This is a genomic window from Sphingobacterium griseoflavum, assembly GCF_014653155.1.
GTDB classification, from domain to species: Bacteria; Bacteroidota; Bacteroidia; order Sphingobacteriales; family Sphingobacteriaceae; genus Sphingobacterium; species Sphingobacterium griseoflavum.
Map to the genome: position 1 here is coordinate 379,028 of NZ_BNAF01000001.1, position 26,278 is coordinate 405,305.

The 26,278-nt window shown below is 47.7% G+C and carries 20 protein-coding genes; 9 read left to right on the forward strand and 11 right to left on the reverse strand.

Features of this window, described 5'->3' with window-relative positions; genetic code table 11:
* Positions 1–2 precede the first annotated feature (2 nt).
* The 7 genes from crtID to idi are packed head-to-tail and all read left to right on the forward strand — an operon-like array spanning position 3 to position 5,834.
* Positions 3–1,496, forward strand: coding sequence for a bifunctional phytoene desaturase/3,4-desaturase (gene crtID, locus IE165_RS01585; RefSeq protein ID WP_189624839.1), 1,494 nt, complete (start codon positions 3–5; stop codon positions 1,494–1,496).
* Positions 1,480–2,316 (forward strand): phytoene/squalene synthase family protein, encoded by an 837-nt coding sequence (locus IE165_RS01590; RefSeq protein WP_189624840.1) that lies wholly within the window; start codon positions 1,480–1,482, stop codon positions 2,314–2,316. The genes crtID and IE165_RS01590 overlap by 17 nt, the downstream gene beginning before the upstream one ends.
* Positions 2,317–2,339: 23 nt before the next feature.
* Positions 2,340–2,810, forward strand: a complete 471-nt coding sequence (locus IE165_RS01595) for an SRPBCC family protein (RefSeq protein ID WP_189624841.1) — start codon at positions 2,340–2,342, stop codon at positions 2,808–2,810.
* The gene (locus IE165_RS01600; protein WP_229826268.1) at positions 2,791–3,258 is read left to right on the forward strand and encodes a sterol desaturase family protein; all 468 of its coding nucleotides are present in this window, start codon (positions 2,791–2,793) and stop codon (positions 3,256–3,258) included. The genes IE165_RS01595 and IE165_RS01600 overlap by 20 nt, the downstream gene beginning before the upstream one ends.
* A 3-nt stretch (positions 3,259–3,261) precedes the next feature.
* Positions 3,262–3,984 carry a lycopene cyclase domain-containing protein gene (locus tag IE165_RS01605; RefSeq protein WP_189624842.1) on the forward strand — a complete coding sequence of 241 codons (723 nt, stop codon included), beginning with the start codon at positions 3,262–3,264 and terminating at the stop codon, positions 3,982–3,984.
* A gap of 9 nt (positions 3,985–3,993) precedes the next feature.
* Positions 3,994–5,301: a cryptochrome/photolyase family protein gene (locus tag IE165_RS01610; protein WP_189624940.1), complete on the forward strand. Its 1,308-nt coding sequence runs from the start codon at positions 3,994–3,996 to the stop codon at positions 5,299–5,301.
* Positions 5,301–5,834 (forward strand): isopentenyl-diphosphate Delta-isomerase, encoded by a 534-nt coding sequence (gene idi / locus IE165_RS01615; RefSeq protein ID WP_229826269.1) that lies wholly within the window; start codon positions 5,301–5,303, stop codon positions 5,832–5,834. The genes IE165_RS01610 and idi overlap by 1 nt, the downstream gene beginning before the upstream one ends.
* A 49-nt stretch (positions 5,835–5,883) precedes the next feature.
* Here the strand turns inward: idi and IE165_RS01620 are convergent, their stop codons facing one another.
* From IE165_RS01620 to IE165_RS01650, 7 genes are all read right to left on the reverse strand, one after another.
* Entirely contained in the window at positions 5,884–6,261 is a 378-nt protein-coding gene (locus tag IE165_RS01620) for a DUF1304 domain-containing protein (protein ID WP_189624843.1), read from the reverse strand.
* 201 nt (positions 6,262–6,462) lie between these two features.
* Complete coding sequence (locus IE165_RS01625; RefSeq protein WP_189624844.1) at positions 6,463–7,188, reverse strand: TetR/AcrR family transcriptional regulator; 726 nt, start codon at positions 7,186–7,188, stop codon at positions 6,463–6,465.
* 401 nt (positions 7,189–7,589) lie between these two features.
* Complete coding sequence (locus IE165_RS01630; protein ID WP_189624845.1) at positions 7,590–9,173, reverse strand: MDR family MFS transporter; 1,584 nt, start codon at positions 9,171–9,173, stop codon at positions 7,590–7,592.
* 3 nt (positions 9,174–9,176) lie between these two features.
* Positions 9,177–10,271 carry an HlyD family secretion protein gene (locus IE165_RS01635; protein ID WP_189624846.1) on the reverse strand — a complete coding sequence of 365 codons (1,095 nt, stop codon included), beginning with the start codon at positions 10,269–10,271 and terminating at the stop codon, positions 9,177–9,179.
* A gap of 14 nt (positions 10,272–10,285) precedes the next feature.
* Positions 10,286–11,581: a TolC family protein gene (locus IE165_RS01640; protein ID WP_189624847.1), complete on the reverse strand. Its 1,296-nt coding sequence runs from the start codon at positions 11,579–11,581 to the stop codon at positions 10,286–10,288.
* On the reverse strand, positions 11,571–12,206 hold the full coding sequence (locus IE165_RS01645; protein WP_189624848.1) for a TetR/AcrR family transcriptional regulator: 636 nt from the start codon (positions 12,204–12,206) through the stop codon (positions 11,571–11,573). The genes IE165_RS01640 and IE165_RS01645 overlap by 11 nt, the downstream gene beginning before the upstream one ends.
* Before the next feature lie 255 nt (positions 12,207–12,461).
* Positions 12,462–13,091: a GNAT family N-acetyltransferase gene (locus IE165_RS01650; protein ID WP_229826271.1), complete on the reverse strand. Its 630-nt coding sequence runs from the start codon at positions 13,089–13,091 to the stop codon at positions 12,462–12,464.
* A gap of 879 nt (positions 13,092–13,970) precedes the next feature.
* On the opposite strand from IE165_RS01650, the gene IE165_RS01655 reads away from it, so the two are divergent.
* Entirely contained in the window at positions 13,971–15,506 is a 1,536-nt protein-coding gene (locus IE165_RS01655; RefSeq protein ID WP_189624849.1) for a glycoside hydrolase family 43 protein, read from the forward strand.
* Positions 15,507–15,543: 37 nt separating this feature from the next.
* On the opposite strand, the gene IE165_RS01660 is transcribed toward IE165_RS01655, so the two are convergent.
* From IE165_RS01660 to IE165_RS01680, 4 genes are all read right to left on the reverse strand, one after another.
* Positions 15,544–16,080, reverse strand: coding sequence for a hypothetical protein (locus IE165_RS01660; protein ID WP_189624850.1), 537 nt, complete (start codon positions 16,078–16,080; stop codon positions 15,544–15,546).
* 172 nt (positions 16,081–16,252) lie between these two features.
* Entirely contained in the window at positions 16,253–18,322 is a 2,070-nt protein-coding gene (locus tag IE165_RS18470) for a glycoside hydrolase family 16 protein (RefSeq protein ID WP_229826273.1), read from the reverse strand.
* A 20-nt stretch (positions 18,323–18,342) separates the two neighbouring features.
* Complete coding sequence (locus IE165_RS01675) at positions 18,343–19,893, reverse strand: RagB/SusD family nutrient uptake outer membrane protein (RefSeq protein ID WP_189624851.1); 1,551 nt, start codon at positions 19,891–19,893, stop codon at positions 18,343–18,345.
* A gap of 17 nt (positions 19,894–19,910) precedes the next feature.
* The gene (locus IE165_RS01680; protein ID WP_189624852.1) at positions 19,911–22,967 is read right to left on the reverse strand and encodes a SusC/RagA family TonB-linked outer membrane protein; all 3,057 of its coding nucleotides are present in this window, start codon (positions 22,965–22,967) and stop codon (positions 19,911–19,913) included.
* Positions 22,968–23,151: 184 nt separating this feature from the next.
* On the opposite strand from IE165_RS01680, the gene IE165_RS01685 reads away from it, so the two are divergent.
* Entirely contained in the window at positions 23,152–26,046 is a 2,895-nt protein-coding gene (locus tag IE165_RS01685) for a triple tyrosine motif-containing protein (RefSeq protein ID WP_189624853.1), read from the forward strand.
* Positions 26,047–26,278: the final 232 nt, after the last annotated feature.

Sequence of the window (26,278 nt, forward strand, 5' to 3'; positions counted from 1 at the left end):
ACATGAAAAATAAGGTGGCCATCATTGGTTCAGGATTTTCGGGCTTATCGGCAGCCTGCTACCTTGCAGCAGCGGGCTTCGAGGTGGAAGTGTTCGAAAAAAATGCACAATTTGGTGGCCGTGCAAGGCAATTTACCACGGAGGGTGGATTCCGCTTCGATATGGGGCCAAGTTGGTATTGGATGCCGGATGTCATGGTCGATTTCTTCCGGGATTTCGATCTTCGTGTCGACGACTACTATACGCTGACACCGTTGAATCCGCAGTTTGAAATGGTATTTGCGCGAGACAGCGTTTGCGTACCATCCGGAATGGACGAGCTGCGTATGCTTTTTGAAGAGATTGAGCCCGGTGCCGGCCAGAAATTTGACCGTTTTATGGAGGCTGCCCGGTTCAAGTACGAGGTCGGCATGAAAGATTTCGTGACGAAACCCTGCCATTCCTGGTGGGAGTTTGTCGATCTGAAGATCGTAAAAAGCGCTATTAAGCTTAACCTGTTAACCGACTTCCGCAGCTATGTCCGCCAGTACTTTAAAGACCCCAGACTCGTTGCACTGATGGAGTTTCCGGTTATATTTTTAGGTGCTGCGCCCAAGGATATTCCGGCGATGTACAGCTTGATGAACTATGGAGGCTATGGTTTGGGCACTTGGTACCCGGAAGGCGGCTTTGTGCAAGTCGTGGAGGCCATGGTAAAGGTCGCTAAAAATCTGGGCGTTCGGTTCCACGCCAATCGACCCGTACGTCGTATCCTGTTGGAGGATGGCCGTGCATCGGGCATCGTCCTTGATGACGAAACGGTATACTGCGACAAGGTCGTAGGCTCGGCGGATTATCAGCATGTAGAAAGTCTGTTACCCAAGGATCTGCAAAATTATCTGCCGACGTATTGGCAGCAACGGACTTTTGCGCCCTCGTGTTTGATATTCTATCTCGGATTCAATACACAAATCGATGGATTGAAACACCATACTTTATTTTTCGAGCACGAACTAGAAGGACATGTTGCAGATATCTACAGCCATAAAAAATGGCCAGAGAAACCTCTGTTCTATGTTTGCTGTCCCTCCAAGACCGATTCTCAGGTGGCCCCCGCAGGTTGTGAAAACGTTTTTTTGTTGATGCCTATTGCAACGGGCCTGGAAGATGGTGACGCGGTCCGTGAGCACTATTTCCAGCAAATGATGACACGATTGGAGAAGCACACCGGCAGGAAAGGCCTCGCCCAACATATTATTTACAAACGTAGCTACTGCGTGCAGGACTTTATGCAGGATTACAACGCCTACCAAGGCAATGCTTATGGCTTGGCGAATACCTTGAAACAGACCGCGGTCTGGAAGCCGTCGATACGGAACAAAAAGGTGAAAAATTTATTCTATACAGGACAATTGACGGTACCCGGGCCGGGCGTTCCGCCAGCAATTATTTCGGGGAAAATCGTTGCACAAGAAATTATCAATTACAAAGAATTTGGTTATGAAAAAATTGTTTGATGAACTCGCGTTTCACATCAGTAAGGAAACGACGAAAAAGTACAGTACAAGCTTCTCGCTCGGTATATTGGCATTGGAGGCGTCCATTCGACCGGCTATTTATGCGATCTATGGTTTCGTGCGTTTGGCCGACGAAATTGTGGATAGTTTTCATGGCTACGACCGGGCCGTCCTGCTAGATCGATTGAAGGATGAAACCAACTATGCGCTGGAAAACAGGATCTCGGTCAATCCTATTCTGCAATCGTTTCAAGATACATACCACCGCTATGGGCTGCAGCGCTATCTAGTGGACCGCTTTTTGGAGAGTATGGAGATGGATCTGCATAAGATTGATTACAACGATGTACGCTACAAGCAATATATCTTGGGCTCTGCCGAAGTGGTGGGGTTGATGTGTCTGCATGTTTTTGTGGATGGGGATGCACAGCGATACCATGAACTAAAACCCTATGCGATGAAATTAGGCTCGGCTTTCCAAAAGCTCAACTTTCTCCGCGATATGCGCGAAGACTATTGCGCCCTGGGACGGACATATTTCCCGAATGTCGATATGGAATGCTTTGACAATGCGGCGAAAACAGCTATAGAGCAGGATATTGAAGCGGAGTTTCGAGAGGCGCTGATTGGCATAAAAAAATTGCCGTCGTCCTCAAAATTTGGTGTTTACCTAGCCTACAGATATTACCGATCGCTATTTAGAAAAATTAAAGCCGCCTCTGCACAGCGTATTTTACAGGAGCGGGTAAGGATACCGAACGGACGTAAGCTCTCGCTAATGATGAGCAGCTATGTGCAATACAAAATGACGATCCTTTAATAAGTAATGTTAATTTATCCGCGATGATCTACACACTCGAACGTACCCAATTTCTCAGCTGTAGTCTGGAGGAAACTTGGCGTTTCTTCACAAATCCCCATAACTTGGCCACCATTACTCCCGATTCGTTAGACTTTACCGTATTGAATACATTTGACGAAGAAGAGATCTACGAAGGCATGCGGATAAATTACTATGTAAGACCCCTTTTGGGCATCCGGCTGGCTTGGCAGACAAAGATACTTGAAGTACATCCCCAGCGCAGCTTTGTAGACTTGCAGGAAAAAGGTCCGTATAAATTATGGCGGCACCAACATGAATTTTTTGAGGAAGGTGCAGGTGTGCGCATGAAGGATACCGTGCAGTATGAGCTTCCTTTTGGTATATTGGGTACATTGGCTCATCGGATAGTAGTGAGAAAAAAACTTCGCGAAATATTTGACTTTCGTTACCAAACTCTTGAAAAAATATTAAATGATGCAGATATTGATTAATGTGCTGATCGTCGTCGCTGTAATTGTCCTGATGGAAGGATTTACCTGGGTGGTTCATAAATATGTTATGCACGGCTTCATGTGGCGCTGGCATGCCGATCATCACGACCCCAAGCATGCGAAAACATTAGAAAAAAACGATTATTTCTTCGTCGTGTTTGCTTTGCCTGCCATTGCGCTGCTTTATATCGGAACGGTACAAGGCTACACGATTACGTTTTACATAGGTCTTGGCATTGCACTGTATGGTATGGCTTACTTTTTTGTTCATGACATCTTTATCCACCAGCGCATTCCCTTGCTCAAGCAGACGAAAAATCCCTACCTAAAGGCTATTCGCCGGGCACACAAACAGCACCACAAACATGTTACGAAATACCATGGAGAGTGTTTCGGTTTTCTGTGGGTGCCTGTGCAGTACTTTAAAATGTATTTCAACAAAAAATAAAGCATGGAAGCATATACGTATCTGCTCATCAACTTTTTCACGGTTATCATTTGCTTTATTTTTTCCTTTCATCGAAAAATAAGATTTGATAGACATTTTGGAGCCTTCCTCCAAGCTAGTTCGCTCGTGGCGGTTTTCTTTATTGCGTGGGATATTTGGTTTACGGCACACGGTGTGTGGTGGTTCAACGATCGGTACCTGCTCGGATTCCGAGTGGCCGGATTGCCCATCGAAGAGATTCTCTTTTTTATATGCATCCCCTTTTCTTGCGTGTTTACCTACCATTGCTTGACTACATTCTATGATTTGGAATGGTCTCCAAAAACTTCGTTGTTTTTTTCGCTCGCTGTCATACTGCTGTGTGTCGCGTTGGCTATCTTGTCTTGGGGCAAGATTTATCCTTTCGTGACTTTCGTGCTAACCGCAGCTACCTTTGCTTATCTCGCGCTCGTTGCCAAAGTACGTTGGATAGGAAGGGCCTCTACACTCTACGCTGTTCTGCTTATCGGTTTTTTCCTTGTAAACGGCGTGCTTACGGGCACAGGATTGGAAGAAGCGGTTGTCAACTATAATCCAGCACATTTTTGGGGCATCAGGGTGCTCACCGTGCCGGTGGAAGATGCCGTCTACGGTTTCAGCCTGTTCCTTTGGAATATTTATTTTTTTAACCTTTTTAAAAAGAAGGAGGAGGGTGCCACTGGAACAGCAGTGTCTACCGGCTCCTAGCAGATGATGATGAAAGATAAGATAGCGGTATTTTGGTTTCGACGTGATTTAAGGCTTTCGGATAACAGCGGGATGCGGGCCGCCCTGCAAAGTGGTTTTCCGGTGCTGCCCATTTTTATTTTCGATCCGAAGATCTTGGGAAAGCTGACCGATAAGTATGACAAACGTGTCGACTACATTCACCAGGCTTTGCAAGCCCTGCAAGAAGACCTGTTGGCAGCTGGCGGAGATATCCGTGTGTTTCATGCGGAGCCCTTGTCGGTATTTGCCGCCCTTCATAAAGAATATGACATAGCCAGCGTGTACGCTAGCCGAGATTATGAGCCTGATGCGATAAAACGGGATAGCGAGGTGGAGAAATCGCTGAAGGACCGTGGGATATCTTTTGTGACGGTGAAGGATCAGGTGATTTTTGAGCGGGACGATATTTTAAAGGCAGATGGCACCCCTTATACCGTATATACGCCTTACAGCCGGAAGTGGAAGGAGAAACTGGAGGATAAGGACTATCGGGCAGCCATCATGAAAACGGATCACTTGCTGCCGCTCAAGAAAAAGGCGCTGCCAAGATTGGAGGATATCGGTTTCAAGAAGACGGATATTGCGTTTAAACGCCCTCGGTTGGATGCAACGATCATTGACGATTATGGCGAGAACCGTGATTTCCCTGCAAAAGATCATACCACTCGTTTGGGGATTGCGCTGCGCTTTGGGACAATCTCCGTGAGAGCCTGTGTACGGTTTGCGTTAAAACATAACGGCACATGGCTGAATGAACTTATTTGGCGGGAATTTTTTATGCAGATCCTGGCTCATTTTCCCAAAGTGGTGGATACGTGTTTTAAGCCGCAATACGAGCATATTAAGTGGCGGAATAACGAAAAAGAATTCGATCTATGGTGCGCAGGCAAAACCGGATATCCGCTGGTGGACGCCGGCATGCGCCAATTGAATGAAACCGGATTTATGCACAACCGCGTGCGCATGGTGACGGCTAGCTTTCTGACGAAGCACCTGCTGATCGACTGGCGTTGGGGAGAAGCTTATTTCGCCACAAAATTGTTGGATTACGAGCTGTCGTCCAACAATGGGAATTGGCAATGGGCAGCGGGCTGTGGATGTGATGCAGCCCCATATTTCCGTATATTCAACCCCTCGGCGCAAACCAAAAAATTTGACAAGGATCTTGCCTATGTGAAGGAATGGAACCCTGATTTCGAGTCGCTTGAGAAAGAGCCGATTGTGAAGCACGAGTTTGCGCGTGATCGAGCATTGAAGGTATATAAACAGGCGTTGAATAAAAATAAGGAGAGTTGATGATGCTACGCGACAAGGTATTATTGGTGGACAGGCAGGATACTGTTCTAGGCGAAATGGACAAGCTACAAGCGCATCAGGAAGGGCGCTTGCACCGGGCTTTTTCGATATTTATCTTCAATAGTTTCGGGCAAATGCTTATCCACCAGCGTGCGGAAACCAAATACCATGGTGCTGGATTGTGGACAAATGCCTGTTGCTCGCATCCACAGGCCGGCGAGACCCTAGCCGCAAGCGCATCGGAACGTTTGGACTATGAAATGGGCATACAGTGTAAGCTGCAACGTACATTTTCTTTTGTCTATCATGGTCGGGTTGAAAATGGGTTGGTGGAGCATGAGCTGGATCATGTTTTCGTCGGTACATTCGATGGTGATCCTAAAATCAATAGGGAAGAGGTGGCAGATTTCCAGTGGATCGACCTAGATACCTTAGCCGATTGGCTCACACGCTCGCCGCAGGCATTCACCATATGGTTTAGAAAAGCGCTCCCTATGGTCGTGGAGGAAATGTCCAAAAGATCAAATCCGTAGCCTGTTTCGACGTCTCGCGTTTAACCGGCAGCGGATTCCATGATGTAGACTATCCAAAACGCTCCAACAGAACGAAAAGGATGGCGATCAAAGCAGGTAGAGCCTGCACGAAAAATATTTTGGGAGAAGCCGTTATTGCACCATAAACACCAGCGGTGGCCACGCACCCTAAAAAGAAAAGTCGTACATTGCTACTCCATAGCGGATCTTGGATTAGGAATGACCAGATAAGACCGGCTGCCAAGAAGCCGTTGTATAAACCCTGATTGGCCGCGAGACCTTTCGTAGGCGTAAACAGGTGGTCGGGTAGCGATCCTTTAAAGGTTGCTCGGCCTTTGCTTTCCCAGGCAAACATTTCCATCCAAAGGATGTATATATGCTCCAGGGCAACTAAAGCCGTACATAGAATAGCGATGGTAGCGATCATGTTTTTTGTTTAATATGGAAACGATTGTAGCTGCTGGTCAAGGCATCATGCAGGTAACCCACACCTGAGGCAATCTCGAAGCTGTGCCAAAAGAAAAGCTGTCAAAAAAGTGTATCGTCAACCTATCGTGCTTTTCGATTTTTCGGTTTCGGATTGCAGAAATAGGTTTTTGATCCATCATTTCTGACAGCCGTGGGATCTTTACTTCTTTTTACCCGATTTTTTCTTAGGTTGGCTTTCAACAGCTTCGAAGTCACGCGCGATAAGTCTTTCGATTGCCTTTTCGATGCGTTCCCTTCCTTCGTCTTCGTTGATATCTATACCCGCGATCGTACTGCCATTATTCTTGGCATGCAATGTCAGGTAGTAAACACCGCCCAGTATAAGAGCCATCGTTGCACGGATATCAACATCTGTCCCTTCAAATGTTGAATCGACGTGTGCAAGCAATTGATTGCTCAACTCCTCGCGGTCGTCGGCTACTTTGCGAAGCAACTTATTTTTCATGCCCATTTCCCAATGAATGATACGCTGTGTAGACTTATCCTTCAAGAACGCATCAAATTGCAACTGCATCATTTCGTTGATCGCGTCAGGCCCGATTGATTCCGGCTGTTCGAGAAGATCCGTAAGGTGTGTTCGCGATCTTGCGGACCAAAAGTCCTTCTCCAAAATATATTCCTCAATCAAGCCGTCCAAACTGCCAAAGTACAGATAGATCAACTTCGGATTAAGCCCGGACTCTTTCGCAATGTTCGTGATTGTTAAGCCAGAGTAAGTGTATTTCTGCAAAACTTTCCCGACAGTGGCGATCAACCTCCGTTTTGTTTTTTCTTTGTCCCGGATTGGCCCGGATACAACCTTCCGTGGCTTCTTCACAGGAAGCGCCTCGATAGGTTCTGTTGTTTGGTTCTTTTTTCGTGCCATGGTAAGAATTACCTTTAATTGTGTATAGTGTTCGGGGATAAAATTCAATATTTATATCGAATATATCAAGTAATTGTTAATTTTTTTTTCTTCTTCTAGGTCTTGTTTAGCAGGGGGTTATGCTGTTTCACTTTTTGGTGAATTTAATTGAATAATTTAACACGATCCAACCAAATTTTTACCAACAAAAAATGCCCATTACGGTTTTATTTAGGTGTTTAACCACTCGTGTCGAATTTACTCTACAAAAAAAGAAAAAACAACCCTGTTTCTTCCCTTTTTTTTGAAAAAAAATAGATTGTGGACGTGGTGTCTCTATCGTGGCGCTAAGGGTATGAAAGAAACGTGCTGGCAATAGGTAAAGGCTATAGGCGGCACGTTTCTCCTAAAGAAGGGAATGTTTAATGCAAATTGGATGGATTTACTTTATTCTTGCCTTGTTTTATAAAAAGTACAAAAGGTACGCAAATCAAGAATAATATACCCAAATAGAGGAAGACGTCCATGTAAGAGAGGATCGTAGCTTGCTTCATAACGGAGCCTTCTATCAGTTGCTGAGCCTTGGCCAGGGCCTCATTGGCCGAAAACCCCTTCCCCATAAAGGATGCCTGCAGCCCTTCCAGTCGCTGTTGCACTTCAAAACGGGAAGGATCAATGTGCGCTATCAGGTCGACGCGGTGATGCTGGCTATCTCGCGAGATGAAGGTCGTGATAAGTGCAATGCCAAACGATCCACCGAGCTGTCGGCTCATTCCTGTGAAGGATGCGCCCTCGCCAATAGCTTTGCCGGATAGGGTAGACAATGGCAGCGTCATGATCGGGACGAATAGGAGTCCTAAGCCTATACCACGGATAATGAGCGGCCAGAACATATGTTCGCTACCGGTGTCGTTTGTAATCATGCTGTACATAAATAACGAGTAGCCGAAAAATATGCAGAGGCCCAATGCTACCATATATTTTTGCGGTACGCCGGCTTGGATCATCTTTCCGATGAAGGGCATCATCAGTCCCGTCATGATCGAACTAGGGATAAGCAGCATGCCTGCATCGGTGGCCGTCCAGCCGAGGATGGACTGGGTGTAGATGGGGATGATAAATGTCGAACCGAATAATCCGAAGCCTAGAATGAAGCTCATGATTGTACCTATTTGCAGGTTCTTGTCTTTCAATACCCGCAGATTGACAATCGGTTTCGCGTAGGTCAGCTCGCGCCATATGAAAAAGAAAAGGCCAAAAAACGATAATATGGAGAGCACGACAATGGTAGGATCTTCAAACCAGTCGTCCTGTTGTCCATGTTCCAAAACAAATTGCAGGGATCCAATGAACATCATGAGAAATAACATGCCCCACCAGTCGACCTCTTTTGCAGATTGCTTTTGCCCATAGCGCGGACTTTTTACCAAATAGACGGTCATGATGGTCGCCAGGATGCCCAGCGGCACGTTTATATAGAAGATATATGGCCAAGAAAAGTTGTCTACGATATATCCGCCAAGTGGCGGACCCAAGGTTGGGCCAACAATAACGCCCATTCCATAGATGGCCTGCGCCATGCTTCGCTTTTCCGGAGGGTATGTTTCGGTCAAGATCGTCTGTGCGGTCACCAAAAGTGCTCCGCCACCCATGCCCTGCAAAAAACGAAAGGCTACCAGCTCCCAGATGTTGTTGGCATTGCCGCATAGAAAGGAGGAGACGGTAAAAAGAATGATGGAGGCCGCAAAGTAATTGCGTCGCCCAAACTGTTGCGAGAGCCAGCTGGTCATTGGAATGATGATCACATTGGCGATGGCATAGGCCGTGATAACCCAGGCTACGTCGGTCAGGGTGGCGCCTAAGCTACCCTTCATGTCATTGAGCGCCACATTGACGATGGTCGTATCCACGATCTCCAAAAGCGCGCACAAGATACAGGTAAAGGTAATCAGGATACGTTTGAAACCGTACTCGACAAGATTGTGTTGATCGGATAAAGTTTCCATAATTTATTGTACATGTACATCCACGTCTGCATTCATGCCCGGGCGCAGCATCGCGATCAGTTCCGGCTTGTTGCTTGCCGTAAACGTGATCTTGACCGGAAGCCGCTGTACCGTTTTCACGAAGTTTCCGGTGGCGTTGTCTGGCGGCAAAAGGGAAAACCGAGATCCGGTGGCCGGCGAGAAGGACTGTACCTCGCCTTCGATGATGTCGTCCGGAAAAGCGTCCACCTTGATTTCCACCTTTTGTCCAGCCCTAATTTTGTTCAGTTGTGTTTCCTTAAAATTGGCAACCACCCAGGTTTCCCTATTGTTGATGACATAGAAAAGCGATTGGCCGGGGTTCACGAATTGTCCGGGCTGCAGCTTGATGTTGGACACCTGTCCGTCTACCGCAGCAGTGATCACTGTGTAGGAAAGGTTAAGCTCTGCGGCCTTCAACATCGCCTTGGCTTTTTCGATGTTCGCCTTTGCCACGGCGGTCTGCTTGCTGGCTACGTCGGTTTTGCTCATCACAGCTGATTTCTGCGAACTGCTGGCTTTGCGTTGCTGCTGCAATACCTCTACCTGCTTGTCGGTTTCCAGTTTGGCAGTCTGCGCCTGCTCGTATTGCTGTTTCGTTATGGAGTGGTTTTGGTAGAGGTTGGCGTAGCGTTCGAAATCGTTATTGGCCTGCTTTGCACGAATTTCCGCGGCTTCGATCGTGCCGGTGTTGGACTGGATCGTTGCGTCAGAGATGGCGACATTTGCACTGCTGGCAAACACGTCTGCTTTGGATACTTCCAAAGAGCTTTCTGCAACCAACAGGGCTGCGCGAGCCTCCTGCACGCGTACTTCATAGTCTACCGGCTGTATGGTGAACAGCGTATCTCCTTTTTTTACAAGTTGGTTATCGCGTACATACACCTGCTCAATGTATCCGCCCACACGCGGCAGTATCGGCGTCAGGTTTCGCTCCACCTGCGCATCATCGGTTGTTTCGTGCGCTTGACTGTGCTTGTATTTGTAAATGCCAAATCCGCCGACCAAAAGGACGATCAATGCAAATACAATAATAAATTTTTTATTTGCCGGTTTTTTATGTGCTGTTGTCGTTTCCATGTTATTGTACAGGTTTATTTGATGGTGAAATGTCCAGTTGCGAATAATAGATCGTAATATTTTTCAATGAGGGAGGCCTTACCAAGCGCAAGGTTGATCTTGCTTTGCAGCTGTTGTACGTCTGCCTCGAGCAAGTCGTCCGTGTCGGCTACACCGTTGTCGTATTTATCCTTCACGATCCGATAATTTTCGTTTGACTGCGCCAGTGCTTCCGCGTACAGACTGTTTTTTGTCTTAGCCAAGCGCACATTTTCCTGCGCTTCATTGATCTCGTTCTTGATCTTGTCGTTTACCACGGCGAGGTGCTCATCGATGCTGTGGAGTTGCTGCTGCGCGACCCGAATTTTTTTCTTGTTTTTGTAGAGCGAGCCGATATCATAAGACAGTCCTAACCCAATATTGGCTGCATTGGTCACGGTAAGGAGGTTCTGCACGTGCAGCGCCGCGTATCCACCGGTGGCAAATAGCGTAGGGTGATAAGCCGCCTTGTTGATGTTCAGCTGATCTTGTGCCACATCTTTCTGCGACAACAGCGATTTGATCTCGTTGCGTTCTGCCGGATCTTCCACCATGGATTCGTCCATGGACGGGAGTTCCTCCAAACGGATGTGCTCTATCCAGGTTTGCTCATCTAAGCCTAGCAATGTATTCAGTTGGTAATTGATGACCTTTGCATTCTTCATCGCTTCCTGATAGGAGACGTTAAAGTTGGATAGCTGTAATTCAGCCTTGAGCAGATCGTTACGCGCGATAATGCCATTCTCCTCCATAGCTTTAAAATCCACAACCTGTTGCGCTGCCTTTTTGATATTCTCGGCAATAAGGTCTGCGGTCTGCTGGGCTTGGTATAGGGCGAGGTAAAGGTGTACGGCTTGCAAGGAAAGCTGTTCCTTGGATGCCAAGCTTTCGTAGGCAGTCGCTTTCCAACTGTCTTCTGCACTTTTAATGCCGTTCTTGATCTTTCCGCCCGTATACAAGGGCATGTTGACGGAGAGCTGTCCGATAAACAATTGGTTTGGAGATATGCCCAGACCATCGCCCGATCCCGTCGGTATGTTCAGGTTGACAGTCGGGTTGTTTATCGCAAGGTAAGTGCCCGAAATCTTACTTTCCGGGAGACGGCTATCTTTCGCTTCTTCGTAGCGCAGTTGACTGGTCTTTACCTGGGCATCCAACAATTTGGCGTTGGACGATTGGCTGGCGGCCAATATAATGACATCCGCTAGTTCGAGGTGCTTTTTCTCTTGTGCAAAGCCGAATACACTCGTCGCCAACAGCAGGCAAGCTGTACTCCAATATTTAATTTTCATAGGTCAAAATAGCTTTCAATATATATTTTAGGTGTTTTGTAAGCTCAATTTTCAGATAGTCTTCAAAGCTCATTCCTTTCGGGATATCAATAAATTCTTCCATCACCGATTTATTCATCTTAAAATTTAAAAAGGTTCCGATCATCGTGGTATGCAGCAAAACGGGATCGTAAAAACGGAAGACACCTTTTTCTACGCCGTAGACCACAACCTCCCGCAAACGTTCGATATTGTGCCGGCGCAATGCCGTGAAGAGCGTCGCATAGGAAGCTCTTTTTTTGCTGTTGGCTTCGTTGGTTAAAATTTGGTAAAGGTGCAGATCCGAAAATTTGGAGTCGACATAATGTTCGACCATCTTCGCTAAGCGAAGGAATGGATCTGACGCTGTTTCGTACTTTCGTGCATCGAGTTTGTACGCTTCTATGCCGTGTTTGATCAATACCTCCAATAAATTCTCTTTCGAATCGAAATAATAGTTGATCATGGCCACATTGATTTGCGCGCGCTGGGCTATATCCCTCACCGACGTGGCATCGAAGCCATTTTGCGCAAAAAGCGCTTTTGCAATCGCAATGATCTCCAGTTGTTTGTTGTTCAGTTCCATGTCGTGACTAAAATCTGGCACAAAATTAAACAATCGTTTAATTTAAACAAGTGTTTAATTTTATCCCCGTGTGAAGATTGCTTTGGCATGATAATTTATTACCGCTGAGCGAGCAGATGGCGTTAACTGCGCTACGGCAAGTGGAATCGTAGTTCTGCAAGCCTGGTTAAATTTGGAAAGATAGATGGCTATAGGGAACGTATTCGGTTTAAGAGGAGGAGGGCTGCTGGATAAGAACAGCTTCAGGCATTGTGCAGGCTTTTGGCAGGTCTATGCTTAGTCGCTTTCGCAATAACGGAGTTCCACGGCTTCACCGGGCAACATCACATGTTTGCGAAAAGACAAACCGAGCTTTTCAATAAGCTTCTGCGACGCATGATTGTCTTCGGTGGTGATGGCGGAGAGCCGGTTGACCCCATAACGTTTCGCGATTGTTGCTTTGAGATGAGCAGCAGATTCATATGCATAGCCTTGGCCCTCGTAGGCTTCGAGAAATGAGAAACCGATGTCCATAACGTCCAACCCTTCCCGTTCAAAGATGCCGACGGCACCTATCTTTTCTTCCCGCTCGCGCAAAATAACGACATAGTTCCCAAAGCCCAACTTGTCAAATTGGGGGCGAAAGCGATTTTCGATGTATCGTTCCGCGTCTTCGAGGGTTCGGAGGTTTCTATCACCTATAAATTGAATAAACTTGGGCATATTATACAATTGCAGGAAAAAGGCCGCGTCCTCCCGCGATGCTGGCTTTAAGATTAATCTTTCCGTCTCAAAATTCTTCATGCTTTCCGGTATGGATTGATTCGCTAAAGATATTTTTTTTTGCTTTATCACCCAACTCGATTGCTGTTCCTTTCCCTTTAGGATGTCTCGGGTGCGGATAGGTAGGCCAGCGCATCTTTTCATAGCGTCCATTCGACGATATGACGTTATCACGGTGTCGTACCGCATAACTTCCATCATATGCGGCGCTTTAAATCTGGTATGCTGTAGGCAGGCGGCATGACCGGTACAAAAGACGGCAAGGAATCCGGGATGTGCGGCATGGTGCTGTAGGAGATTCCTATTTCGTCGGCAATAAGCAATAGTCTCCTGCGTTTTAGCAACAGTTTGACGAGGAAATTCAAGACATCGCCGGAGAAAAACAAAGCAGTATATTACGGACACGATATACGAATGCTACGTAGCATTCGTTAGTTGAAAATGAATTTCTTTTTACCGTTAAACCATTTTTATTATAAGTAATAAAGCAACGTGTTGTTGGTCAATGGATCTGCTACATGGCATCTGCTCTTCACGGTGTCAACCTCATGCATCACGCTTTTGCGTGAAGTCGCTGTCTCAAATGCAGCATAAGATGCTAAAAAGGTGTAAGACGACAGGTTATCGGAAGGATACCTGAAAAATTAGCAGATCATCTAGGCTTTTCACGGTGAAAAGGAAGCCTTGCTGTATACGTGCAACATGACAGTGTTGATCGACTATAAACGAATGTTACGTAGCATTTTTAAAGCATATTTTCCTTTTATTTTTAATAACTTTATAAAACACATACAATTTTATTTGTCCTATTGAGTTTAATTGATGATTTTATTTTTTTGTTATTCGATAGTTTACTTACAGTTTTTTATTTTTTCAGCGCATGCTGGGTGCAGATAGGCTTGTCGTCCACGGATTCACTTCACGGCATGTTGCAGATTGGCGATCGCATGCACACGACCAAACAGCTAGGTCGTTGATAAATTTATTTTTTTGTATTTTGCGACGCAACTAAATAAATCTACTATGTCTATTCCCTGTGAAACTAAAACGTTTTCTCAAAAGTTAGCTATACTCTTATATGTTGTTTTGTTCTGCGGTGTTTGCTTCGGACAGCGTGCTACGATACCGGGCGATTTTCCGGATCCCACCGTCATTTATAGCGAGGGACGATACTATAGTATTGGTACATCGAGCGAGTGGGGCCCACATTTCCCGATGTATGTATCTGACGACTTACGGCATTGGGAGCAGACAGGTTTCTTGTTCGAGCAGACACCGGAATGGGCCCAATCGTCCTTTTGGGCAGCCGAGTATTTTTACCATGAGGGCTTGTATTATGTTTATTATTCTGCCAAGCGCAAGTCGGATGGTGTATCCTGTATCGGGGTAGCAACGTCTGCATTTCCTGATCGCGATTTTGTGGATCAGGGCATTGTTGTAGATTATGGCAGCGAATCCATTGATGCATTTGTTGTCCGCGAAGGTTCGGATCTGTATATGACCTGGAAAGCGTATGGTCTGGACGAGCGGCCGATAGAGTTGTTGGGCAGCAAGCTGTCTCGAGATGGGCTACGTTTGGAAGGCGAGCCTTTTTCCCTATTGATGGATACCGCCAGAGTGGGCATCGAAGGACAAAGTTTTCTGAAGAAAGATGGGTATTACTATATGTTTTATTCGGCAGGTAATTGTTGCGGTGTTCAATGTGACTATCGCGTGCAGGCCGTACGTTCAAAGTCTATAAAAGGACCCTATGAACCGGTCGGCACAACGGTTCTTTTAGGTGAAAATAACGATTGGAAATGTATGGGCCATGGAACCTTCGTGGAAGGTAAAGACGGGCATCGCTATTATCTATTTCATGGCTACAGCAAGGCTGGTACAACCTATACCGGAAGAGAAGGGCTGCTTGCACGATTTGATTGGGATAAGGAGGATCGGCCCACTTTTACCTTTTTACCCGCGACCGTGGAAGAGCCCACAGAAACGGTTCATATTGATTTTCGTCGGAAAAAGCCCGAGCAGTCCTTTTGGCAGTGGGACTTTCGTTATGCTTCGCCGCAGATACATTACGGAAAGTTTGGGTTAGCATTGAGTGGGCATAGCGCATCGGACAACCCCACAGGCGTGGTGCTCGCTTGGCGTCCGCATAGCCTGCACTACCGTTTGGAAACGGTGGTGGATCTGGTCAGCAGTAGTCCGTCGGCAGCGAAGGGTTTGGTCATCTACGGGGACAAAGATCGATCCATCGGTTTGGTGGTTAAAGATGGCTTGGTCGAATTTTGGCGGATAGACCAAGGTATACAACAGCAACTAGGGCAATATGCTGCGCCGATGGAACAGAAGACTGTCCGTTTGCGACTGGAGCTGGTTGAAGGGCTGCGCTGTAGGGCGTATGTTGCGCTGGGCAACCAATGGCAGGAAATAGCCGTAGAAGATGCCCGTTTATCCAATATTGGTGGTCTATCGCCGTGGGATAGAAGTCCGCGACCTGGTCTGCTTTTCAGGGGACGGGAGTCTGAGAAAGCAGTTTTTCAACAGGTGAGCCTGACGTCGTATTGAGTATACAGGCGAAGCATCGCACATCAAATACGCCGGACTATCGGCTCAACTTGTGTTGCCGTGCAAATTGACCTTTTGCCGCGGAAAACACGCTATCGGCCCGATAGACGCTTTGGTAAAGCGTTTGTTTATGCTGTGTTAATTCCATCAACTTGTCCTGCGCTTTGCTCTGTTCGTTGCCGCTAGCATTCCAAAGTATTTTTTGCTGTTCAATTTCTTGCTCGGCATAGCCGTATAGGTTTTTTAATACTTGATAATATTGTACCGAGGCTGTTTGCAAAGCTTGGGCATCCTTGAGGTTAGCGGTAGGCAGATCCTGAATATGGCGGATGATGCTGTCGAACTCCATTTGCTGTTTAGCGGTGATTTGCAAGGCGCTGTCAAAATTATTGTTGATGATGTGTTCGAGCTTGCGGGATTCGCTGCCTTTTTCTCCTAGCAAGATATCGTTCGCGATTCGTTCTTGTTGATCGATCGTGTCCAAAAACTGTTTGGCGGTTCGCTGCTCGCAGGATAGGAGGAGGATAGCCAGCAAGAATATTATGCCGGCATCCTTCAGATTTTTTTTAGCCATGGGCGTGTGTTCATTTGCAGAACTAAATCTACGAAAAGAAACCAAAACCTTGGCGTTCAAATCTGAAGTGGGCGGTAAATGGGGGAAATAAACAATCCCCCAGCGGAGAGGCTCGCGCTGGGGGATCGATAGGGTGTCACTTCACGTTTTAATACGTCAAGCGGCATGATTCCTACTGCAGCAACGGATAGACCCGTACGTAATCGACCTCGAATGTTGCGGGCCAAACGCTGTCGTCAATGCCTTGGGCGCCACCCCAGTTGCCGCCTACGGCTAGGTTGATCAGCCAGTGGAACTGTTGATCAAATGGCCAAGCTTCAAATCCTGTTTGTTCGTTCGAAAAATGAAAAATTTCTACATCGTCAACAAAGCCCTTGATGTAGGCCGGCGTCCAATCTACGCGATAAAGATGAAAGTCGTCTGCGGCACCGGATACCTTGGTGCTTGCCGTTTTTTGCGTGTTGATGGAATGATGGTACGCTTTGGTATGTGTCGATATATGAACGACATCCTGATCGTAACCGACGTGTTCCAGGATATCGATTTCGCCGGAACTAGGCCAACCTCCATATGCGTTGGCCGTAGGGAGCATCCAAATGGCGGGCCAGGTGCCTCTGCCGCGTGGGACTTTGGCACGCGCTTCAAATCGTCCATAAAGAAAGTCTCCCTTGCCCTTACTTACCAGGCGTGCCGAGGTATATGGCCTATTGTTGTCTGCTTCTTTGCGTGCCGTAATATGTAGATGTCCGTCCCGAATATGCACGTTTTTTTTGTCCGCTTGGGTGTAGTACTGCAATTCGTTGTTACCCCAACCCTGATAGGGAGAGCCGAAATCATAGGACCATTTGCTGGTATCGGGCATGCCGTCTTGATTGAACTCGTCTGCCCAGACTGCTGTAGTAGCAAAGGCGTATGCCCCCTTACCGGTCGGCGATGCGGCCGCTTCATCCTGCTTGCGCGTGCCGACATAAAAAGGAATATTAGCCGTTGCTACCTTATTCTTTCCATCCGAAATATATGCAAAAATGCGGTATGCACCTTCTTCTTCCGGAGCGGTAAGTATTGCTCTGTCGAATGCTTGCTCACGAACCAAGTCAGTAATTGCTTCGGGCCGTGCTTCCCGGTCGCCCCCTTCTTTGAGGTCGGTGCTCTCGTGCAAAAGTTCCCACCGCGTGGTCAACCGATCCTGATTCGGATCGCTCGCGGCAATGTCCAAAGCATAGGTTTGTTTGGGTTTTAAGTAGATCATATCCGATGCTTTGCGTCCGTCCAACTGAAAACTGTTAAGCTGTGGCGCTCTATTTTTTGGATATTTCCCCGTCCATAAATACTCCATGACGTCAACGACTGCATTCTGCTCGCCCGCCTCCGTGAAGAGACCATACCAGGTCGGGGTACGTTCCTGTTTTTGTCCCCAAAGGAATACATAGGAACCTAGACACCGTTTGTCCGTGGCAATGGATGCCTCGTACCTGCTTTTGTATACAGCTGCCTTTTCACTGCTGTTTTCCTCGATAGCTGCCGTCCATGGCGTTTGCAATCCTTCCCAGTGGCCCGTAGGTCCCCATTCCGTGACCATATAGGGCTTTTTCCAGCCCACTGCAGTGATCTGTTCGGGCACGGACGCTAGCCCGCCATATACCTGTACCGAGAGGAGGTCGAGCGCTGGGCATTTTTCTTTGATGAGATCAATTTCCTTTTGGTTGATGCCAGCCAGCATCGTGGTCACCAAGTGGTTTGGATCAATATCGTGGATCATCTGGGCCACCCCATTGACAGCATCCCAAACTTTGGGATTGCTGTAATGTAGGTTCAATTCGTTGCCGATACCCCAGGCCAATAGGGCGGGGTGGTCTTTGAACTGTATGATTTCTTGGCGTACACGTTTCAGCTGTTCTTGGACTGCTTCGGGGTCATCATAATCAAAACCGTGCCGCTCAACGCCCATGCGTATACCCATTGTCACGGTTAGCCCAAGTTGCTGGGCGCGGTCCAGGATCTGCTTGGCGCCATCGGTGCTCCACGTCCGGATGGAGTTCCCCCCTTTGTGCTTTAGCTGCTCGATGTAGCTTGTACCACCAGCGCCTTTAATAAAATAGGGTTTGCCGTCACGTATGATGGTATAGCCTTCGTCCGTTCTCTCGATCGTTGCCTTGATGGGCTTTTCTTGCTGCGCTGATGCCGACATTTCTGCGAGCGACAGGCAAAGGATCGTAAGGTATACCAATATGTGTCTTATCATCGTATGTGTTTTTTGTCGAATTATCTAAAATTGCTGTTCGCGTCAATTTGCGTTTGTGGTATGGGCACATACTCGCTCTGTCCGGGGATGAAGCGCGCGCCGAATACCTGCTGTGCGCGACCGGTTCGCACGAGGTCATTAAAGCGTTCGCCCCACCATTCGCAAGCAAATTCAGCTCTACGCTCGTCCAATATCTGGTCTAGGGTAACACCGGCAATGGCGGGCATGCCTGCCCGTTCACGCACCAATCGGAAAGGCTCATCTCCGTTTTGTCCTTTTCGCACTTTGGCCTCGGCATTTAATAACAAAGCGTCAGCATATCGCAGGATGCGGACATTGTTGTTGGCTCCGTACTCCAGCCTGCCTTCTGTCATTTGGTTAACGGGAAGATAGGCCTTTCCGTTAAAGTGTTTGATGCCAAACGTATTACCGTACACGCGATCTCCGCTGGGCGTTAATTTGAATGTGGCCGGATCCCCGTTTATACCACAGTCCAAAATTGTTGTCCGCAGTCGGGTTGTATCGTTTCTATTGGTTAGGAAGTCGACAATATTTTGCGACGGCGGGATCCAGCCGGCTCCGGAAATAGCGCTACCTCGCTGATCGCCGGCAGGGCCTTGCCATCTAAAAAACGTCCCCCAATCCACGCCTGGGCGAACGATATCACCCACGGGAAGGCCGAAATCGGAATACTGAAGCTCGAAAAGCGATTCATTGCTAAGCTTTCCGGGGAGCTTGAACAGCTGATAAAAATCCGGGAAAAGCGAAAATTTATTGCTGGCAATAATTTCGTTGGTAGCGTCCAACACCTGATCCCAGTAGGGGCTTGCATTGTCGTTGCCCGCAAGATCGGCGGCGGCTTTGGCCTTCAACAGTAAGGCTGAATATCTGGTCACCGCGCCCACATGTTTTGATTGATTGGGACGGGCATCTTCCAAGTCCTGGATACAGGCGTCCATTTCGGAGATGATAAATTGTCGAACTTCCGCTGCCGTACTTTTTCCAATGGTGGTGAGGCGTGCGATATCGCCGCTGTCGGAAAGAATAGGCACATCGCCAAAAAGCCGGGAAGCCATGAGATGGGCATAGGCGCGCAGAAAGCGAACTTCCGCTTGATATTGGCGGTTTAGTGCAGCATCTTCCATGTTTGCTGCAGGAATGTTTGCTGCAAAAAGTTCCAATTCCATCAGGGCGTTGTTTGCGGTTATGGCCAAGCTGTAATAGCTGATCCACGACTGGTTCAGGCCCCAGTAAGACTGTATGGTTACATCGCGCTGGAAATTTTTGATAGCCATCAATTCTGGATTGTCATTGGCATTTGGTGCGGCCTGCAGATAGTCATCATCCCGCATGCAACGGATGGTAAGATCTATCCAATGTACGAGGTTGTCGTCGGAGGCCGCGCGATAAACGCCCGATACGGGTGCATACATCAAGGCAAGGTTGCTGTAGTTGATTTCCTCAGAACGCTGTTGATTCTCCAGTGGCTTGTCCAAGAATTTTTCGCAGCCAGTCATAAGCGACGCAAAACCTAGGCAGCTACAAATGATGATATATTTGAATTTTTTCATGATTGTCCTTTTATAAATTAGAAGCTTAAACGTAATCCCAAACTATAGGTTGCCGAGATTGGATACACATTGGCATCGTAGCCCATACCGGATATTTCCGGTGTAAAGCCTTTGTAGCGGGTGAAGATAGCAGGTCTGTCTGCTGTAGCAAACACCCGGATGGGCATAGACTCGCCGAGATTGAACGAATAGCCCAATTGTATATTTTGAATACGGAAGTAAGCACCACTTTCCACAAAAAAGGAGCTGGCTTGCAAATTCCAGGAAGCTACGGTTCCTTCGGCAGAAGGGTAGATGTTCGAGCTGCCTTCGCCATTCCATAGACCTTCGATGAATGCCGCATCGGCGTTCATCTGCGGGTATTTGCGGCGCATGGCACGATTGAGGTTGTGTATTTTGTTGCCGGCAACGCCTTGAAAAGCGATGTTCATATCGAACTTTTTGTATTGGAGGCCGATGTTGAATCCGTAGGTGAGCTTAGGTAGGTAGTTTCCTAGGTTGATGCGATCTTCTTCGTCGAGCTCACCATTTCCATTTTGGTCTTTGTACCTGAGATACCCCGGCTTGATGGGCGATCCCGGATTAAGCTCGTTATAACGGCTGGCAATAGGGTCTGCATCAATTTCGGCTTGTGTTTGATAGATGCCGGCCACCTCATAGCCATAGTAGTAGTTAAGCGGTTGTCCTTCTTCCACTCTGGCGGGAAATTCCGCCGCCCATTCCGGAAAACCGTTCATGATATTGTCCAAGCCACCCAGATCGGTCACCCGATTTTTAAGCGTGGTAAGGTTTACGCCGAGGTTGTATCCAAACTGACCTACTTGATCCTTCCAGTCTAATCCGATCTCCCAGCCGCTGTTGGCGACGCTACCCCAGTTTCCGTACACACGATCCCACATAAATGGAATCGGGCGGCTAAATGCCAGATCACGGGTTTTCCGGTGATAGTAGTCCACCGTACCATGCAATCTGTTGTTGAGCAAGGCAAAATCTAGACCGCCGTCCCATTCTTCCACAACTTCCCAACGCACTTGTGTGAAGAATCGGCCTACACGATAGCCCGGCACGCGAGCACCATAGGTGGAGCCAATGCTGCCGAAGATGGCCGAGTTGTTGTTGCCGGAATTTACAATAGCGTAGCCGGCGTTAGGCTGTATACCATCGTTGCCGAGTAGACCCCAGCTACCACGGATCTTTAACAGGTCGAAAAGCGACTGGTTTTCCATGAACTTTTCACGGCTTAATACCCAGCCTAACCCGATGGAGGGAAAGTAGCCCCATTTCGTTTGGTATTTCGAGCTTCCATCGGCACGGAATGTGGCAGTCAGTAGGTATTTGTTGTCATAATCATAGGTGGCTCGGGTGAAGGCCGACACGCCGGAGTTTCGCGACCCGCCTTCGCCATAACCTGTTGCCGATCCAATACCTTGGGCGCCTTGCCCCACATACCAAAACTCCTCTGCCGCAGGAACGTCGTTTGCCGACACCCAAGTCTCGCGCCAGCGTTCCTCACGTACAGATTGTCCCAAAAGCACGGTCCAGTGATGTTTGCCAGCCTCGTCGCGGTAGGTCAGGAGGTTGTCGAGAATATAGTCTGTATTTCGTGTTTGCGCAGATCGTAAGTACGAGCGATCGCTACGTTGATCGTTATCGATATAATATACCGGGGTGTAGTTTATACCGTGGGTCGATTGCAAACGTTGGCTCAATTGCGAGCGAAAGGTCAGTTTATCTTTCCACAGCTGCGCTTCGACATAGGCACTCGGCAAAATTTGGAAACCTTTGTCTTGGCTATGATTGTAATGGGCTGTTGCAAGTGGATTGTTGAACCAGAATCCTGTTGGAATACCCAGTGAAGCGCTTGTCCCAAATTTTATCGGGTCTGCCATTTCCAATGTTGGATCGTAGGCTGGATAAAGCGGCGAAGCGAAATACGCTTGTCTGAATGCCGTGTTGTTCGGTAAAAAAGCATTGAAATTGTTGAGATGCGCCGTAAACCCTATTTTCAACCAATCGGTGACGCGGGCTTCTGTTTGCATGCGGATGTTGTACTTTTTGTGGTAGTTTTTGGCATCCATGATACCATCTTGGTCGAGGTAATTGATGCCAAATGTATAGGTGATCTTGTCGCTACCGCCCTGCACGTCGATGTTGTGGTTCGTAATCAGCGCCTTTGAACGTAGCAGTTCGCCATACCAGTCGGTGTTGGTCGTTGGAGCGTCGCCCTGTCCGCCAAACTTTTCGATGGAATTGTCGACGATATAGCCTTCACCTTTTGCACGCGCATAGGCGGCAAACTGAGGTCCATTTGCCATTTTAAGGACATTCGTGGGGATTTGGAATCCGGTGTATCCATTGTAAGTGACGCGCGCTTTCATGTTCAGGCTACCCTTTTTAGTGGTGACGATGATCACACCGTTTGCTGCCCTGACGCCATAAATGGCAGCGCCAGATGCGTCTTTCAATACCGACATGTCTGCGATGTCATTGGGATTCAAGAAGTCGATATTGTCCATGAACATGCCATCGACGACATATAAAGGACTTTCATTGTTAAAGGAGCCTACCCCCCGCACGCGCACGGTCGCACCTGCCCCAGGAGCGCCCGAGCTTACAACCTGCACGCCGGTGACAGATCCCTGTAGGGCATCCATCGGTGTGGAGACGGTGCGTTTCACCAAATTCTCCACATTTACGGTCGCTACGGGCGCAGTAAGGTCGCTCTTTCGCTGCGAGCCATAGCCGATGATCACCACCTCATCGAGATTCAAGTTGCCGTCGGCCGAAAGCTGCACGTTAACGGTGTTGCCCGTGACAGGGACGGTCTTCCGGGCATAACCCACCGCCGACACAACCAAAGAGTCGGTGGTTGTTGGTACGCCAAGGGTGAAAAAGCCCCGCTCATCGCTGCTCGTACCCAAATCAGGCCGGTCTTTAACGGTAATGGTTGCAATGACGGCCTTCCCCACCTCATTGCTGATGTTACCGCTGAGCGTTTTTGTCTGCGCGTGCGCATCACGACATAAACCGAATAGCAAGGTAACGACGGTCAATAATACTACTTTGTTTTTCATGCACAATCAAATTAACATGGTTAGGAATTCTTGTTTATAACTTAGCGAATCAAAATTAGTGTAACCCCTCAGCCCGCTGCTTATCGAAGGGTACATCATTTCTACTTCATATTGCTGTAGTTTGTCAATTTTGCTATATTTGACCTACTTCAAGCATACATCATCATCTCTTATAAACCTTGTCATGAAGTATATCGACAAACTGGCTGCTGTATTACTGATACTGTTCCCCCTGTTATCGAACGGGCAAAATCCGTTGGGTATACCTATGGTACACAACTATGGTAAAGTGGTTTTCCAGGGTGGAAGTCGGACATGGGACATCAAGCAGGACAGCCGAGGGATCTTATACTTCGCCAACAACGAAGGTCTTATTACGTTTGACGGAAAATATTGGAAGCGTCATGCCTTGCCTAACCATACAATTGTTCGTTCGATCGCCATCGATGAGCATGACCGTGTCTATGTTGGGGGGCAGGGCGAGTTCGGCTATTTCGAACCGAACCGAAACCAGCAGCTCACATACGTTTCGCTGAAAGGACTACTCGCCGAGGGACAAGCGCAGTTTGCGGATACCTGGAATACCGTGTGTCTTGATCGGGCTGTATTTTTCAGGACAGACAAGCAAATATTTGAGTATCGTAACGGGCAGATAAAGGTGTATCCGGCAAACGTCAATTGGGAGTTTATGGGAAAAGCGGGCAACCAGTTGTTTGCGCAAGATGCCAAACATGGTTTATTGCGTTTTGCCGACGGAAAATGGAAACAGGTACTACGGCACAACGACTTCAAAGCCATGAAGATTGCTTCCATGGCCAGCTTAGGCGATCAGCGCTTGCTTATCACCACCCTTACAGATGGCGATTATTTGCTGCAAGACAGTGTAGCGAGCCGACAACATGTTCACGCCCCCTCGGGCGGGCTTTACACGCCATCGTTAGCACTGATCAATACCAACGAATACGTTGTCGCCACGGCTTCGGAAGGTTGTGTCGTTCGGCATGTACAGGGGCATGTATTGCAAAAGATCGGGCTGGCAGAAGGATTGCAAAATAAAAACGTAACGACGGTTTTTGTGGACCGGCAGAAGAATATCTGGGCAGCCGTAGACAATGCCATCGCGGTGATTAGTTATGGCAGCGCTATCCGTTATTTTAGACCCAGTGCGGAATTTGATGTGACGGGCTATTCGGCATTGATTTTTCAGGAGAAACTGTACGTAACTTCATCCAACGGTGTCTATGTTACAGCGTTGCAGCCGGGGTTTAAAAACCACAGTCAATCTGTCGGTAAGTTTAGGTTGATTGCAGGAAGCGATGGCGGGGAAGCTTGGCGCGTGTCCGAGATTAACGGGCAGCTGCTGCTGACCCATAACCGTGGTCTCTTTAGCATACAGCAGGACAGATTGGTTGCTTTAGAGGAAGGAGCCGGCGCTTGGCTCCCGATGGCGCTTTCTGCCGTGTATCCGGTCGAGCGGGCGTTGCTGGGTACGTACTATGGCCTGGATCTCATTCGGTTTAACGACGGGCGATTTGAGCGTGTCGACAAGCTTAAAGGCCCTTCCGATTCGTACCGGTTTCTTGAAATGGATAGCCGGGGCGGTATTTGGGCGTCGCACCCTTACCGCGGTATTTACCGTTTACGGTTGGCCGACGATGCCACAGCGTATGACGCCCGTCTGTTTACCGAAAAAGATGGGCTTCCTTCTGATTTCCAGAATTATGTCTTTCGCGTTAACAACCGACTGCTATTCGGCACGGCTAAAGGTATCTACACCTTTGACGAGCAGCAGTCGCGGTTCATGCCTGCTGCTGATTTAGCTGAGTTTACTGATCTGCCGATCAAGTATCTAAAGGAAGATGCGGATGGTCATCTTTGGTTTTGTAGCGGCAAGCGGATCGGGGTGGCGCGGCAAGATCCTAAAACCAAACGCTATCAAATAACTTATTTGCCTGAATTGGAGGGACATCAAACATCCGGATTTGAAAACATCTATGCTTATGACAAGAACAATATTTATATTGGCTCGGAGCGCGGTCTTATCCATATCGATTTCGAAAACTACCTTGCGGTTAAACACAAGCCACAGGTATTGCTTTCGTCCATAAGGGCGACGGCGACCACCGATAGTACGATTTACGATGGGCATGTGGTTCGGCCGGAAGAGGCCAAGGGCAACAATTTGGCCGCTTCGGCGGTCCTTCCGGCCCGTTTCAATTCCTTTTTGTTTAGGTATGCGTCGCCGAGCTATGGCATCCAAGCGTATATGCAATACAGCTATCGCTTGGAAGGTTACGATCGGGAATGGTCTGTTTGGGGAAGCGAAACCGAAAAAGCGTATACCAACTTGCCCAACGGCACATACACTTTCCAAGTACGCGCAAAAAACAATCTTTCCGACCTATCAGCAGTAGCATCCTATACATTTGTAATCCGGCCACCATGGTATAAATCTATTTGGGCAATAGGCATCTATGTCTTCATTTTGCTGTTGGCGATCTACCTACTGGTGCTTTGGCAGAAGCGCGTATGGAGAAAACAGGAGGAAGATTTCAATAAGAAGCTGACGCAGATGCGGTACATCCATCAGTTAGAAATAGAAAAAAATGAAAAAGAAATTGTAAAGCTGCAAAACGAAAAGCTGGAGCATGAGGTCATGTCTAAAACGAAGGAGCTGGCCAGCGCCAGCATGCAGCTGATGGAAAACACCGGTGCACTGAGTAAGCTTCGCGTCGAATTGGCAAAATTGGATGTCAGGGCGGAGGAAGGAAACGAATTGAAAAAAATTACCTCGCTGCTGAACGATGTGGAAAAGAACAGCAGCCATTGGGATCAGTTCGCCAGCCATTTTGATGAGCTTAACGACGGCTTTATGCATCGTTTAAAAGAGAAACATCCCAAGTTATCTCGGAATGACTTAAAAGTTTGCGCGTACTTACGGTTGCATTTTTCAACCAAGCAGATTGCACAACTGCAGAATATATCGGTAAGGGGCGTGGAGATACATCGCTATCGGATTCGCAAAAAATTGGGTATCGATAGCGATACGCCGACCGCCGACTACTTAGCTACGGTTTAACCGTGTAAGTAAAAAGATCTGTTGACTTATGGGTATTCTATCTTCAATTTATTTTGAAAACGTAAAACCTTTGCTTAATTTTGTTGACAAATGGACTAACAACACAGCAGATTATGAATTTTAATTCCCGTTTTTACCAATACGTTTTTGCGTTTTCCTCTTTGGTGGTTTTGTTAAGCGAGTTAGCTTGTCGTTTAGGGCAGTTTATCGCAGGCTTTTTCTATAATTAACA